The sequence below is a fragment of the Pseudomonas sp. 910_21 genome (assembly GCF_052850735.1).
This window is the reverse complement of sequence record NZ_VXCY01000005.1, coordinates 326,076-339,746: the sequence shown is the minus strand read 5'-3', so window position 1 is coordinate 339,746 and position 13,671 is coordinate 326,076. Positions and strand designations below refer to the sequence as shown.

At 64.6% G+C, this 13,671-nt stretch carries 13 protein-coding genes and 1 pseudogene; 2 read left to right on the top strand and 12 right to left on the bottom strand.

What is annotated here, in order from left to right:
• Positions 1-23: 23 nt before the first annotated feature.
• Positions 24-272: an Arc family DNA-binding protein gene (locus FW796_RS18175; protein ID WP_346635048.1), complete on the bottom strand. Its 249-nt coding sequence runs from the start codon at positions 270-272 to the stop codon at positions 24-26.
• Between the two features lie 262 nt (positions 273-534).
• On the bottom strand, positions 535-1,926 hold the full coding sequence (locus FW796_RS18170; RefSeq protein ID WP_446439707.1) for an aldehyde dehydrogenase family protein: 1,392 nt from the start codon (positions 1,924-1,926) through the stop codon (positions 535-537).
• A gap of 100 nt (positions 1,927-2,026) precedes the next feature.
• Here FW796_RS18170 and ptrR point away from each other — a divergent pair, with 100 nt between their 5' ends.
• A complete protein-coding gene (gene ptrR / locus FW796_RS18165) occupies positions 2,027-2,905 on the top strand; it encodes a putrescine utilization regulator PtrR (RefSeq protein ID WP_110652865.1) in 879 nt (292 codons plus the stop codon).
• 9 nt (positions 2,906-2,914) lie between these two features.
• Here ptrR and FW796_RS18160 read toward each other — a convergent pair.
• From FW796_RS18160 to FW796_RS18135, 6 genes and pseudogenes are all read right to left on the bottom strand, one after another.
• A pseudogene (locus FW796_RS18160) lies at positions 2,915-3,007 on the bottom strand (LysE family translocator); the annotation flags it as partial.
• Positions 3,008-3,163: 156 nt separating this feature from the next.
• Positions 3,164-3,886: a CPBP family intramembrane glutamic endopeptidase gene (locus tag FW796_RS18155; RefSeq protein ID WP_346635046.1), complete on the bottom strand. Its 723-nt coding sequence runs from the start codon at positions 3,884-3,886 to the stop codon at positions 3,164-3,166.
• A gap of 93 nt (positions 3,887-3,979) precedes the next feature.
• Positions 3,980-4,663, bottom strand: a complete 684-nt coding sequence (locus FW796_RS18150) for a hypothetical protein (protein ID WP_446439706.1) — start codon at positions 4,661-4,663, stop codon at positions 3,980-3,982.
• Positions 4,664-4,703: 40 nt separating this feature from the next.
• Positions 4,704-5,729 carry a hypothetical protein gene (locus FW796_RS18145; RefSeq protein WP_446439705.1) on the bottom strand — a complete coding sequence of 342 codons (1,026 nt, stop codon included), beginning with the start codon at positions 5,727-5,729 and terminating at the stop codon, positions 4,704-4,706.
• Positions 5,730-5,916: 187 nt separating this feature from the next.
• Positions 5,917-6,945, bottom strand: coding sequence for a hypothetical protein (locus FW796_RS18140; RefSeq protein ID WP_404937280.1), 1,029 nt, complete (start codon positions 6,943-6,945; stop codon positions 5,917-5,919).
• Positions 6,946-7,049: 104 nt separating this feature from the next.
• Entirely contained in the window at positions 7,050-8,048 is a 999-nt protein-coding gene (locus FW796_RS18135; protein WP_346635042.1) for a bile acid:sodium symporter family protein, read from the bottom strand.
• An 85-nt stretch (positions 8,049-8,133) separates the two neighbouring features.
• On the opposite strand from FW796_RS18135, the gene FW796_RS18130 reads away from it, so the two are divergent.
• On the top strand, positions 8,134-8,931 hold the full coding sequence (locus FW796_RS18130; RefSeq protein ID WP_346635041.1) for an AraC family transcriptional regulator: 798 nt from the start codon (positions 8,134-8,136) through the stop codon (positions 8,929-8,931).
• 48 nt (positions 8,932-8,979) lie between these two features.
• Here the strand turns inward: FW796_RS18130 and FW796_RS18125 are convergent, their stop codons facing one another.
• Genes FW796_RS18125 through FW796_RS18110 form a run of 4 tightly spaced genes read right to left on the bottom strand, consistent with a single transcriptional unit; the run spans position 8,980 to position 13,581 of the window.
• Entirely contained in the window at positions 8,980-9,432 is a 453-nt protein-coding gene (locus tag FW796_RS18125) for a response regulator (RefSeq protein WP_346635040.1), read from the bottom strand.
• Positions 9,429-11,756: an ATP-binding protein gene (locus FW796_RS18120; protein ID WP_346635039.1), complete on the bottom strand. Its 2,328-nt coding sequence runs from the start codon at positions 11,754-11,756 to the stop codon at positions 9,429-9,431. The genes FW796_RS18125 and FW796_RS18120 overlap by 4 nt, the downstream gene beginning before the upstream one ends.
• Positions 11,753-12,421: a response regulator transcription factor gene (locus tag FW796_RS18115; RefSeq protein ID WP_346635038.1), complete on the bottom strand. Its 669-nt coding sequence runs from the start codon at positions 12,419-12,421 to the stop codon at positions 11,753-11,755. The genes FW796_RS18120 and FW796_RS18115 overlap by 4 nt, the downstream gene beginning before the upstream one ends.
• Positions 12,418-13,581 carry a sensor histidine kinase gene (locus tag FW796_RS18110; RefSeq protein WP_404937278.1) on the bottom strand — a complete coding sequence of 388 codons (1,164 nt, stop codon included), beginning with the start codon at positions 13,579-13,581 and terminating at the stop codon, positions 12,418-12,420. The genes FW796_RS18115 and FW796_RS18110 overlap by 4 nt, the downstream gene beginning before the upstream one ends.
• Positions 13,582-13,671 lie beyond the last annotated feature (90 nt).

Genomic DNA, 13,671 nt, shown 5'->3' with positions numbered 1-13,671 from the left:
CTGATAGGTGAACAGGAATGGCGTTACTGGTCAGGCTCAGGGGTGTTCATTTGCAGGGATTCAATCTGCTGTTCCAGGGACTCAATCTTGTTCAGCAGGATAGTGATGAGTTTTTCGTCCAGGGGGCGGGCGTCGGTGACAGTCAGGGACTTTTCCAGGCGGTTGACGATTTCGTGGTTCATGCTGCGGTTTTCCTGCTTGGCGATGCGCTTGACTTGCAGGTGAAGCTCACCAGGCAGGCGAACGATGAACTTTTGAACGGGGGCGCACATGCCGGACCTCAGGTGATATCAAAAAGAAACATCATAGAAAGATCGGGGTAGGGGGGCTTCAAGAAAATTCTGAAAAAACAGCAGGATCAGGCTTAGTTTTGCTGAGCAGGATGGGCGGCTCGCTGAGCCGAATCTGGGCTTTGCGCCCATAAAGCCATGCCATGAAATCAACAGGTGGGGGAGAGGGCGCCTGCCCTCTCGCCACAGGTGAAGGTTCGTTTGCATCAGGGGCTGGCCGATGGCTGAAGCCCCGTGCCCGACCTCAACGTCGATCCAGCCACACCGTCTGCGCATTGCAGAACTCGCGCACGCCGAAGTGCGACAGCTCGCGGCCGAAGCCGCTTTTCTTCACCCCGCCGAAGGTCACCCGGGGGTCGCTGGCGCTGTAGCCGTTGATGAACACGCCGCCGGTTTCCAGCTCGTCGGTCATCTGCCGGGCCCGTTCCAGATCCTGGGTGAAGATCGTTGCGGTGAGGCCGAATTCGCTGTCGTTGGCCAGTTCCAGGGCGTGTTGGGCATCGCGGGCGCTGATGATGGCGGCCACCGGGCCGAACAGTTCCTGCTTGAAGGCGGTCATCTGCTCGGTGACGTCCGCCAGCACTGTCGGTTGGTAATAGTTGCCGGTGCCTTCGACCTTGCCGCCGCCCAGTAGCAGAGTGGCGCCTTCGCCCAGGGTTGCCTGGACTTGCTGGTCCAGCTCATCGCGCAGGTCGAAGCGGGCCATGGGGCCGATGTAGGTGTCGCTCGCCAGTGGGTCGCCCAGCACCAGGGCGCGAGTGGCTTCGACGAATTTGCGGGTGAACTCCGCGACCACCCCTTGTTCGATGATCAGGCGCTTGGCGGCGGCGCAGACCTGGCCGGTGTTCTGGTAGCGGCCGATCACCGCGGCCTTCACCGCTTCGTCCAGATCAGCGTCGTTGAGCACGATAAAGGGATCGGAACCGCCCAGTTCCAGTACGCATTTCTTCAGCGCGGCGCCCGCCTGGGCGCCGATGGCGATGCCGGCGCGCACGCTGCCGGTGAGGGTCACGGCGGCGATGCGGCGGTCGGCGATGGCGCGGGACACGCCGTCCGGGGTGACGTTGAGCACCTCGAACACGCCTTCAGGGAAGCCGGCGCGCTGCAGCGCTTGCAGCAGCAGGTAAGCGCTGCCCATGACGTTCGGTGCGTGCTTGAGCACATAGGTGTTGCCCGCCAGCAGTGCCGGCACTGCGCCACGCAGCACTTGCCAGATCGGGAAGTTCCACGGCATCACCGCAAGGAGCGGGCCCAGGGGGCGGTACTCGATGCGCGCCTTGTCGTTTTCCACCAGGGTCGCTTCCGGGGCAAGCATGGCCGGGCCGTGCTCGGCGTACCACAGGCACAGCTGGGCGCACTTCTCGATTTCACCGCAGGCCTGGGGCAGGGGCTTGCCCATTTCCAGGCTGATCATGCGCGCCATGGCCTCGCTGTTGTCCCGCAGGGCCTGGGCCAGGGCGTTCAGGTGAGTAGCGCGGGCGGCGACGCTCTGGCGTTTCCACTGAGCAAAACCTTCGGCAGCGCGGCTCAGCGCAGCGTCCAGCTCGGCCTCGGACTGGTAGGGGTAGGCGCCGATCTGCTCGCCAGTGGCGGGGTTGATCGACAAGGCGTGGGTCTGGCTGGAAACAAGGCTCATGGCACCGTCCTGCTGGGTGGGAATGACAGCAGGTTACGGTGCTGGATCTTTGCTGAAAACTGAATAATATTAAGCGAGTCGTTCACGTTTGGAGAATGAAGTGGATCTGGTCCAGCTGGAGATTTTCAAGGCAGTTGCCGAACAGGGCAGTATCAGCGCCGCGGCGCAACTGATCCACCGGGTGCCGTCGAACCTGACCACAAGGATCAAACAACTGGAGCAGGACCTGGGGGTGGAGCTGTTTATCCGCGAGAAGAGCCGTCTGCGCCTATCGCCTGCCGGGTGGAACTTCCTCGACTACGCCCGGCGCATTCTCGATCTGGTGGCCGAAGCGCGCCTGACCGTGGCCGGCGAGGAACCCCAGGGCCCGTTTGCCCTGGGTTCCCTGGAAAGCACGGCGGCGGTGCGCATCCCGGCGCTGCTGGCGGCCTACAACCAGCAATACGCCAAGGTCGAGCTGGACCTGTCCACCGGCCCCTCGGGGACCATGATCGAAGGCGTGCTCTCCGGCCGTCTGGTGGCGGCCTTCGTCGACGGCCCGGTGCGCCACCCGGCCCTGGAAGGGCTGCCGGTGTTCGAGGAAGAAATGGTGCTGATCGCGCCCCTGGGGCATGCGCCCATCACCCGGGCGCGGGAGGTCAATGGCGAAAGCATCTACGCCTTTCGCGCCAACTGCTCCTACCGCCATCACTTCGAAAGCTGGTTCACCCAGGACGCCGCGGTGCCGGGCAAGATCCACGAAATGGAGTCCTACCACGGCATGCTGGCCTGCGTCAGCGCCGGTGCCGGGCTGGCGCTGATGCCCCGCAGCATGCTGGAAAGCATGCCCGGCTGCGCCACGGTCAGCGTCTGGCCGCTGTCCCCGCGCTTTCGCTTCCTGCGCACCTGGCTGGTCTGGCGGCGCGGTACCGTGTCCCAGAGTTTGAGCAGTTTTGTGAAGCTGCTGGAGGAGCGGGGGGCGGTGCTCGCCGAGGGGTGAATGGCGGGGCCCCAGCCACGCCAGGTACGCGGCGCCGCAGTTCTTCAACAGGTTGAAGGCCAGCTCCGACACCGCAATCAAGGCCCCCTGGCCGAAGGCCAGGAGACTCTCAGTGATCGACATGGGGCAGGCTTCAAGGTGAGGGTGCAGGCACGTTAACAGGCCACGCGCTCGACCCGTTGCGCTTGTTCAATAGTTTTTGGGCAGTGGCCGAGCCTGCTGGGCGAACCCGTGTGTTCGCCCTGATTGAACCGCCGATCAGCCGTAGAGACCTGCCAGTTTGAATGCCCAATCGGTGCTCAACCCGATGATTTCCAACAGCAGGTGCAGCAGCATGGGGACCAATAGTCCTCCACTGACAATTCGCGTGACAGCGAACACACAGCCACTCAAAAAGATCAGGGCAACTGACGTCCAGTTGCCGTACTGGAGGTGGAGCCCGGCGAAAATGGCCGAGGTCACGATGATGGCAATCCATTTCCAGACCTGGCTGTTCTCATATGGAAATAGCCGCAGCAGGTAGTGGCGGAAAAACAGTTCCTCGGCAATCGGCGGCAGCACCAGCAGTGAGGCGATTTTGATCAAGGTTTGCCAAGGGCTAAGCCCGGCCAGCAAGTCGTTCATGAAGGCTTCTTGAGGCAGATGCAAAACTGCGATGACGATGCCAAACAGTGCATAGAGTGCGATGAGGGCCAGCGCGCCAACTTTTAATGGCTGGCTGAATGTTCGCCCGCGCCATACAGCGGCCGGGTCAGAGCGGTACTGGATGACGAACAGGATGGACAGGACGAGTGCGGCGGAACCACTGCTGATGACGATCATCAGGTGGTTCTGCATCTCTGCCGGCACCAGCAGGATGCCGGGTATTCCAGCCAGGAAGAACAGCAGGGCAGCCAGAATGAATAGTCCGAGCCTAGGAAAGAACCGGTAGGTAGAACGCTCGGGGGCGCAGGCCCCAGGCGGGGAAAACAGATGAGTCACAGTCACTCCATGAATGTGCGATAAGCGGGGCGGCATAGTGCCACCATTGGCGACCACCAGGAACTGCTTTCAGGTGGCCCTTGCAAAGAGCCTTCAGCCTTTGCACCTGACCAGTGCCAGATACACCCCGGCTTCTTTCCCCGGTTCGATGTAATGGGCGCCTTCCAGATCGGCAACCTTGGTCGGTTCCATCACCAGTTCCAGTTCGGGTGCGCCCTTGTAGCGCTCCTCTCCACTGCTCAGACCGTACTTGAAGGCATGGTGAAAGGCCTCACAACTTTCGAAGTTGCCGTAGGTGTAGCCGCCTTTCTGGTCCCCGTAGAACTGTGAGTAAGTCAGCAGCACGATGCCCCAGCGTTCGATATGGTCGTCAGGCGTGGTGTGGGGGATCTGCTTGACCAGATCCTTGCGGATCTCCCGGATCTTGGAGTGGGCGTTCTTGTTGTTGTGCACCACCTTGAATTCGATGGCGGTTGAGGCCTCTTCGCTGTAGCTGTCCTCGATCCAGATATCCACCTTGCGTCGCTCGGCGGCGATCAGCCAGCGGGGGACGTTGCAGCGAGGAGCGCTGATGTGGCTGGGGCGGTAGTCTTCGCGTTCATCGAACTGGCCGCCGAGGCCGAAGTGCTCGCGATTGATGTCCAGCAATGCCGCCGATTCCAGGCTCAGCCACAGTTCCGGAGCGACGCTGACAACAATCGATTTGAGAATGCGCTGGCGTTCTTCCTGTTGCAGGTGCGTCAGCAGCAGTTCGGTAAAGCGGGGAACAAAGGACATGGGATCTCCTTATCAGGTCCGAAAAGGTGGAGCGGTCAGATTAATGCCCAACGGGCCGTGGGATGCCCAGTTGCAGTTGTCGGGCTTCGAGCTGTTTGTCCAGGGTGTGTTTGCCACTGAGTAGCTTGAGGTGCTGCACGCTGGGCGGCAGTTGGCTGTCGATCAGTGTCAGTGCATCCAGCTGAGGAGCCTTGATGATGCGCAGGTCAGCGATGTTCGAGGTTTTCAGGCCGCTGATTTCCCCCAGGGTCTTGAGGTTGATCAGGCTCAGCTTGCGCAACTGCGGTGCCCCGCCAAGGTCCAGCCGGCTCAATTGCGCCTGGTCCTCGATCTTCAGCACGTCAAGCTGTGGAAAGCCGTCCAGGTCCAGGCGGTTGAGGCCACGCACCCGCATGATCTCCAGCTCCCTGACGTAGGGGCTGTGCAGCTCGGGCATCTGCTCACGGCTGCTGAACGCCACCGACAGACTGCGCAGGCCGCTCATGCCGGCGACCATCCCCAGGGGGGTGTTGGCCGGCAGGCGATGCAGGCTCAGGGTATTGATGCTCGGACACTGGCTCAGAATCTCCAGGTCATGGCTCTGCGGGCTGATGTGCAGGCTCTGCAACTCGGGCATGCGGGCAATCGGCGCCAGATCGATGGTTGGGCCCTGGTCCAGGGAGAGCCGCAGGTTGTGCAGGTGTTCGAGGTTGGGCAGGGCCAGAAGCCCGGGCAGATCGGCACGGAAGACTTCCAGGGTAAAATCCCTGAGCGGGTGCAGGCTGCCAATGGCCTGGAAATGTTCTAGGGTTTCGAGGCCGTCCAGGCTCAGCGAGTGGACGTTGGGCAGGGCGAGCAAGGTCCGGCCATCAAAACTTCTGCTCGAATAGTGGTTGTAGAAACGCACGGTGAGGCGCTCGCCATAACGCGCGCAGAGGGCATCGGTCTGTTTCAGCAGTGGGTAATCGTATTGCTCGACGCTGTGCCACTGAACGATGACTCGGGCCCGCGGATCGGCCTCCAGCCGGGCACCGACCTGCAGGCGCAGGTCGGCCTGGGTCGGTGCTTTGATTCGATGGGGAAACATCAGCGGTCCTTGATGATTGTCGCGCGGCATCATGCCATCACTCTGGGCTTGGCGTAACGCCGATAGCCAACGGGCCGCCGGGGCTGACGTGCTTGCGATGGTGGCAAGCACTGCGCAGGCTCGCGGTGAGTGCGGATTATCGTTGAGGTGCTTCGCGAGCAAGCTCGCTCCTACGAGAGGGCGGCGGTCAGAACGGGCCGCGGGGTTCAGGAATGCCCAGTTGCTGTTGCCGGGCTTCGAGCTGTTTGTCCACGGCGCGTTTGCCACTGATGAGCTTGAGGTGCTGCACGCTGGGCGGTAACTGGCTGTCGATCAGTGTCAGCAGATCCATCTGTGGGGCCTTGATGATGCGCAGATCAGCGATGTTCGAGGTTTTCAGGCCGCTGAGTTCCCCCAGGCTCTTGAGGTTGATCAGGCTCAGCTGGTGCAGCCGCGCCAGCCCGGCGAGATCCAGCCGGCGCAGTTGCGCCTGGTCCTCGATCTTCAGCACCTCAAGCTGAGGAAAGCCATCCAGTTGCAGTTGGTGGAGGCCGCGCACCCGCAGGATCTCCAGGTCCGTGACCTGGGGGTTGCGCAACTCCGGCATGCTCTCGCGGCTGCCGAAACTCAGCGCCAGGCTGCGCAGCCCGGCCATGCCGGCCACCATGCCCAGGGTGGTCTTGGCCGGCAGGCGATGCAGGCTCAGGTGCCTGATGCTCGGGCACTGGCTCAGCACATCCAGCTGATGGCTCTGCACGCTGATGCTCAGGCTGTGCAACTCGGGCATCCAGCCAATCGGCGCCAGTTCAAGCGCCGGGCCTTTGTCCATGGACAGCCGCAGGCTGTGCAGTTGCTCCAGGTTGGGCATGCTGAGCAGTTCAGGCAGGTCGGCGCTGATCACCTGCAGGGCAAACTCCCGAAGCAGGGGCAGGCGGCCGATGGCCTCGTAGTGATCCAGGGTGTCGAGGCAGTCCAGGCTCAGAGACTGCACATGGGGCAGGGCCAGCAACACCCGGGCATCGAACGCGCTGCCCGGATAATGGCTATAGAAACGTACCTTGAGGCGTTCACCGAAACGGGCGCAGAGCGTGTCGAGCTGACTCAGCAGTTCGCCGTCGTACTGTTCGGCCTTGGCGAACTGGACGATGACCTGGGCCTGGTCATCGGCCTCCAGGCGGGCGCTAACCTGCAGTTCCAGGTCGGCCTGGCTGGGGGCTTGAATTCGATGGGGAAACATCAGCGGTCCTTGATGATTTTCGCCGCGGCATCATGCCATTGCGCACGCTTCATCGCCATCTGCGCGCAGGCCCGGCCAGATGCCGGGCCGCCTTGCCGGAAGCGTTACGGGTCGACCTGGCCCATCAGCTCGGCCACCGATTCCGGGCGCTTGGCGTAGCGCTGGGCCAGCACCGCGCAAACCATCAGCTGGATCTGGTGGAACAGCATCAAGGGCAGAATCAGCACGCCCATGGTGCTGCCGGCGAACAGTACCTGGGCCATGGGCACGCCGGTGGCCAGGCTCTTTTTCGAGCCGCAGAAGAGGATGGTGATGCGGTCTTCCTGGTCGAAGCCGAACAGCTTGCCGAGAAAGCTCGACGCCAGCAGCACCAGGGCCAGGAGGATGCAGCAGGCCACCAGCAGCCCGCCCAGTTCCCACAGCGGGATCTGCTGCCAGATGCCTTCATTCACCGCCTCGCTGAAGGCGCCGTAGACCACCAGCAGGATCGAGCCCTGGTCGACGAAGCGCAGCCAGTGCTTGTTGCGCCCGACCCAGGCGCCGATCCAGCGCCGGGCGATCTGTCCGGCGATGAATGGCAGCAGCAATTGCACGCTGATCTTGAGGATCGCGTCCAGGGTCGAGCCGCCGTCGCCGTGCACGTTCAGCAGCAGGGTCACCAAGAGCGGGGTGAGGAAGATCCCGAACAGGCTCGACGCCGCAGCGCTGCAGATGGCCGCCGGGATATTGCCCCGGGCCAGGGAGGTGAAGGCGATGGCCGATTGCACCGTGGCCGGCAGAGCGCACAGATACAGCATGCCCATGTACAGCTCATTGCCCACCAGCGGCGACAACAGCGGTTTGAGCGCCAGGCCCAGCAGCGGGAAGAGCACGAAGGTCAGGCTGAACACCAACAGGTGCAGGCGCCAGTGGCCGGCCCCGGCGATGATCGCATCGCGCGACAGCTTGGCGCCGTGGAGGAAGAACAACAGGCCGATGGCGATATTGGTCAGCCAGCCGAAACCCACCGCCACCTGGCCACTGGCTGGCAGGAAGCTGGCCAGCAGGACCACGCCGATCAGGGTCAGGGTGAAGTTGTCGGGTAAAAGACGCGAGCGAGTCATAGCGGGATCATCCGGGGGTTGCCAAGAGCGATGGGGCGACTCTAACGTGGCTGGAATTTACCGACTAACGCCAAGGAGCCAGTTAATGCCGCCTAAAGGACATGAAAAGATCGTCCGGCGCAGTATTCCCGGGCTGCCGAGCTTGCCCCGGCCGGTGTACGGGCGCACCGAATCCTTGCCCAATCGGGCCCTGACCCGGCGCCACAGCCATCCCTGGGTGCAATTGTCCTATGCGATCCAGGGGGTGCTGGAAATTCACACCAGCGGCGGGCGCTTTATCGCGCCGCCGCAACGGGCGGTATGGATTCCCGCCGGGGTGCCGCACCGGGTGTTCAGCTCGCCGCGTACCGAGATGCGCAGCCTGTACCTGGACTGCAGCGTCACCGCCTGGGCGGCCACCGACAATTGCCAGGTGCTGGCGGTCAGCAGCCTGCTGCGGGAGTTGATCCGCGCCTTCAGCGAGTTGCCGGTGGAATATGTCGAGGACAGCGCCGACGGGCGCCTGGCCCAGGTGCTGCTGGATCAGCTGGCGGCCGCGCCGCAACTGGACCTGATGCTGCCGCTGCCTCACGACGTGCGCTTGCGCGCGATCTACCGCAGCCTGCAGGCGCACCCGGAACAGCAGACCACCCTGGGCCAGTGGAGCCAGAAACTGGGGGTGACGGAGAAGACCCTCAGCCGGTTGTTTCTCAAGGACACTGGCTTGACCTTTCGTGCCTGGCGCCAGCGTCTGCGTCTGCTCGGCGCCCTGACCCCGCTGGAACAGGGCGAGCGGGTCACGGATGTGGCCCTGGCTTGTGGCTATGACTCGACCTCGGCCTTTATCGCCGCGTTTCGCCAGCAGTTCGATGCCACGCCGGGGGAATTCTTCCGCGATCTATGACGTCTCGCCGCCGACGCCTGTTGCCACTGCCGCAGGGGGCCGCGGGCTTCAGGTTCTTGACGGGCGCAGCAGTTCGATCTGCTCCGGCGGCACCAGGGTCCGCAGGGTCTTGTACAAGGCTCGGGTTTCCAGCAGGTTCCAGATCCGCAACAGGGTCTCCAGAGCGTCCAGGGGCTTGCTGATAAAGTCCCGTGCGCCCAGGGCCAGGGCCCGCAAGCGGGTGTCGCGAGTGGCATCGGCGGTCAGTACCAGGATCGGCAGGTAGTCGTTGGCCGGAATCCGTCGGTTGAGTTGCTCCAACACCGCAAAGCCATCGAACTCGGGCATGTGCAGGTCGAGAATCACCAGGTCCGGCTCGAAGCTGTTGAACAGCTCCAGGGTGCGCAGCGGCTGGGTGCTGCTCAGAACGTTGTGCAACCCTTCCCGGGCCAGCAGTTGTTCCATCAGGTCGAGGTTGGGACGTTGGTCGTCGACAATCAGGATGCGCATATCGGCAGTCATACGGGCTCCGCTAGGCAGGCTTGGAGGTGGGCGAGGAACGCCGGTATATGGATCGGTTTGGTGAGGATCGCCGTCGCCCCGGCTTCGCGCAGGGTGCGCTGGGTCAGCTCGCTGGCGTCGGCGGTAATCATCAGGATCGGTGTGGTGGCGGTGATGGCGGAGGCTCGCAGGCGTTGCAGCACTTCCAGGCCCTGCAGGTCCGGCAGGTTGACGTCCAGCAGGATCATCTGCGGTGCGTGCTGGCGGGCCAGGTCCAGGCCCATCTGCCCCTGCATGCTCGACAGCAACTGAATCCCCGGACGGCGCTGCAGCAGGGTTTCGATCAGCGCCAGGCTTTGCAGGTTGTCTTCGATGCACAGCACTTTGCCCTGGTAACGGCTCGCGGGTTGTGGCGCCGGCACGTTCAGCACCGGGGCGCTGAAGGAAGTCCCGTCGGCCGCATCGGCCAGGCGCACGAAGGGCAGTTCCAGGGTGAAGCAACTGCCGGCGCCCGGGGTGCTGTGCACGTCCAGGGCGCCGTCCATCATTTCCAGCAGGCTCTTGCTCAGGGCCAGGCCCAGGCCGGTGCCTTCGACCTTGGGGTCGGCATCCAGGCGTTCGAACGGCTTGAACAGGCGCTCCAGGTGATCGGCAGCAATGCCGCCGCCGGTGTCGATGACGCTGATACGCAGGCGCGGCTCGTCGGTCGCCACCTCGATGTTCACCTGGCCGGCGCTGCGGTTGTACTTGATGGCATTGGACAGCAGGTTGAGCAGCACCTGGATCAGCCGTTGGCGATCGGCGATCACCCCGCTGTCCGCCGGCAGTTCCGGCAGCGGGGCCAGGTGAATACCGGCGTCGGCGGCCATCGGCGAAACCAGGGTCAGGGCTTCATGCAGCACCGCCTTCAGGGCGATCGGCTCGACGTTCAGCGGCAGGCGTCCGGCCTCGATACGGGCGATGTCCAGGACCTCGTTGATCAGCCCCAGCAGGTGCTGCCCGGCCCGCAGGATGTGCCCCACCTGGGGCCGCTGGCCGGCGGTGGAATCCATGTCCAGCAACTGGGCGAAGCCGAGAATGGCGTTCAGCGGGGTACGCAGTTCGTGGCTCATGCGCGAGAGAAACTCGCTCTTGGCGCGGCTGGCGCTTTCCGCTTCCTCGCGGGCGGTGCCCAGGGCGATTTCCGCGGCGCGGCGGTCGGTGATGTCCCGGGTGATCTTTGAGAAACCGCGCAAGGCGCCGCTGGCGTCGTACTGGGCGGTGATCACCACGCTGGCCCAGAAGCGGCTGCCGTCCTTGCGGCAGCGCCAGGCTTCTTCCATGTAGTGGCCGTGGGCGGTGGCTTCGCGCAGGGCCATGTCCGGGTGCTGCGGGCATTCTTCCGGCAGGTAGAACAGGGAGAAGTGGCGGCCGATGATTTCCTGTTCGCGGTAGCCCTTGATCCGTTCCGCGCCGACGTTCCAGGTGGTGACTCGGCCCTGGGTATCCAGGGCGAAGATCCCGTAGTCCTTGACCCCGTCGATGATCAGTCGCAGGCGTTCCTCGTTGTCCCGCAGGGCCCGCTCGCGCTCGGCCAGCAGTTGCCCGGCCTCTACCAGGCGGGTGCCCAGCTGGCCGATTTCATCCTGCTCCGGGGCTTGCGGCAGCAGCGGCTGTCCCAGGGCCAGGCGCTGGGCATTGCCCTGCACCTGCTGCACCCGGGTGACGATGCCCCGGGATAGCAACAGCACGGCGATGATGGCGCCGAACAGCCCGCAACCGGCGGCCAGCAGGGTGGCGAACAGTAGGCGCATGCGGGTCGCCACGGCGGCTTCGGTGCGCTCGGCCAGCAACGCGTCTTCGCGCACGCGCATGGCGCTGATCTTCTCCCGCAGCACGTCCAGCACCTGTTTGTTGTCGATCAGGATCGCGGTCACGGTGTCGGCGTCGTCGCGGCTGCCATTGCGCAGGGCCACCAGGCCATCGAGCTTGGTATGGATCAGCGGGGTGATGGCTTGCAGGTACTCGCGCATGCGCGCATCCCGCACATTCTGGTCCAGGCGCTGCAGGGCGGCCTCGATCTGCGGCCGGGCTTGAAGGTAGGCGGGGAGGAAGTCTTCGCGCCGGGTCAGCAGGTAGCCGCGCACGCTGGCGGCGGCTTCCGCCAGCAGGGTGTGCACGGTCTGGATGTCGCCCTGCACCAGCAGCACCCGGCGCACGTCCTCTTCGGCCCGGGCAGTCTGGCGCTCGGTGCTGTAGATCAGCACCAGGGACAGCAGCAGGATCACCAGCGGCAGCGAGATCACCACCAGCGCCTTGCCCCGCAGCGGCAGATCGGCCCAGCGCCGGGCGCTCAACAGGTTCATGGCCACTGCCCGCCGGGTTGGGCCACCAGCCCCAGGGCAATGCCGCGCACGGCGGCCTGGGTGCGGTCGGCGGCGCCCAGCTTGCCGATCACCCGTTCCACATGGGCCTTGGCGGTGCCGGTGGTGATGCCGAGTTTTTCACCGATCTCGCGGTTGCTGAAACCGCCGGCCACCAGGCCCAGCACCTGGCGCTCCCGGGCGGTGAGGGGCTGGGCCTGGGGCGTCGTGCCGTTGCCACGCTCGGTCATGCGGCGCAACAGGCGGGCGCTGACCGCACTGTTGAGGGCTTCCTCGCCCTGGGCTACCCGCTGCAGGGCGCTGATCACTTCATCGCGGCTGGCGTCCTTCAACAGGTAGCCCACGGCGCCGGCTGCCATGGCCGCTTCCAGGTGATCGGGGCTGTCGTCCATGGTGAAGATCACCACCTTGACCTCGGGTTGGCGCTGTTGCAGCAGGCGCGCCGCCCCCAGGCCATTGAGCTGCGGCATGCGGATATCGAGGATGGCGATGTCCGGGCGCAAGCGTTCGCAAAGCACCAGGGCTTCTTCGCCGTCCTTGGCCTGACCCACCACGGCAAACTCCGGGTTGCCCGCCAGCAGCGCGACGAAACCGGTGCGGGTCACTTCATGGTCGTCCGCCAGGACCAGGCGTATTACCTCGCTCATACAGGTTGCTCCACAGGTTGAACCGGCACTCGGGCCTGAATCCGGGTGCCTTGGCCGGGTTGGCTATGGCAGGTGAAATGACCGCCCAGCAAGTGCGCGCGCTCGTGCATGGCCACCTGTCCCAGTTGTTCAACGCCCTGGGTCGCCAGGCTGAGAAAGCCGCAGCCGTCGTCACTGACGCGCAGCAGGGCGTGGCGGTCTTCCATGGCCAGGCTCAGGCGCACCTCGTCAGCCCGGGCATGCTTGAGAATGTTGTTGATGGCTTCCTGGGCGATGCGGAACAGGGCGATTTCCACGGCCCCCGGCAGGCGCTCCGGGCAACGCTGCTCCCAGTGCACGCTCAGGCCCGCCTCCCGCAGGCGGTCGGCCTCGCGGTCGATGGCCCGCAGCAGGCCGAAGTCGTCGAGCACGTGGGGCCGCAGGCCGCCGATCAGTTGTCGGCCCTCGCCGACGCAGCCCTGGGCCAGTTGCAAGATGGTCTGCAGTTCGTCGTTCAACTCGCTGGGCAGTGACGGGCAGCGCCCGGCGAAACCTTGCAGGCGCTGATGCAACCCGGCCAGGGTTTGGGCCAGCCCGTCGTGCAGGTCATAGGCGACGCGCTTGCGCTCATCTTCCTGGGCGCTGAACAGGCGCAGCACCAGTTCCGACATGCTGCGTTCCCGGGCTTGCAGGTCCTGCAACAGACGCTGGTTTTCCAGGTGCGCCGCCAGCAGCGTGGCCAGCAGTTGCAGGGATTCCAGGTCTTCGCTGTCCGGCGCGCTGATGGGCACGCTGTTGGCCAGCAGCAGGGCGCCAAAGGCCTGGCCATCGGCACGGTGCAACAACACCCGCAGTACCGAAGCCGGCTCCGTGACCGGGCGTGCCAGCCACTGGGGTTGCTCGGCCAGGGCGCGCAGGGCCTTCAGGCGCTCGCCGTGGCCATGCTCGGCAGTGGTGCGGACCACGCCGTCAGCGTTCCACTCCAGCAGTACGCCGTGATCCATGGCGACAAAGGCACAGGCGCGCTGCACGACGCGTAGGCGCATCTGCTCGGGAGGCAGTTGCAGCAGTTCCTGGCCGGTGTCCACCAGCAGGCGCAGGCGCGCGGCGCGGCTTTGCGATTGCCGGTACTGGCTGCGCAGGGCCAGGGCGCTGCCGGGATCGAGGGGCGGGGTGGACATGACAGGACTCCAGCGGGGCGTCGGTGTGATTGAGCGGGCCGGGGCATTAGACCCTGTGACCTGGGCTGCGCCTATCTGCCGAATGGCATA

Bases quoted from the DNA above. Each gene is read 5' to 3' on its own strand.
- FW796_RS18135 (WP_346635042.1), bottom strand. From the start codon at position 8,048: ATGACTCGCTCGCGTCTTTTACCCGACAACTTCACCCTGACCCTGATC.
- FW796_RS18175 (WP_346635048.1), bottom strand. From the start codon at position 272: ATGTGCGCCCCCGTTCAAAAGTTCATCGTTCGCCTGCCTGGTGAGCTT.
- FW796_RS18140 (WP_404937280.1), bottom strand. From the start codon at position 6,945: ATGTTTCCCCATCGAATTCAAGCCCCCAGCCAGGCCGACCTGGAACTG.
- FW796_RS18150 (WP_446439706.1), bottom strand. From the start codon at position 4,663: ATGTCCTTTGTTCCCCGCTTTACCGAACTGCTGCTGACGCACCTGCAA.
- FW796_RS18130 (WP_346635041.1), top strand. From the start codon at position 8,134: ATGCCGCCTAAAGGACATGAAAAGATCGTCCGGCGCAGTATTCCCGGG.
- FW796_RS18115 (WP_346635038.1), bottom strand. From the start codon at position 12,421: ATGAGCGAGGTAATACGCCTGGTCCTGGCGGACGACCATGAAGTGACC.
- FW796_RS18145 (WP_446439705.1), bottom strand. From the start codon at position 5,729: ATGTTTCCCCATCGAATCAAAGCACCGACCCAGGCCGACCTGCGCCTG.
- FW796_RS18170 (WP_446439707.1), bottom strand. From the start codon at position 1,926: ATGAGCCTTGTTTCCAGCCAGACCCACGCCTTGTCGATCAACCCCGCC.
- FW796_RS18125 (WP_346635040.1), bottom strand. From the start codon at position 9,432: ATGACTGCCGATATGCGCATCCTGATTGTCGACGACCAACGTCCCAAC.
- FW796_RS18110 (WP_404937278.1), bottom strand. From the start codon at position 13,581: ATGTCCACCCCGCCCCTCGATCCCGGCAGCGCCCTGGCCCTGCGCAGC.
- FW796_RS18120 (WP_346635039.1), bottom strand. From the start codon at position 11,756: ATGAACCTGTTGAGCGCCCGGCGCTGGGCCGATCTGCCGCTGCGGGGC.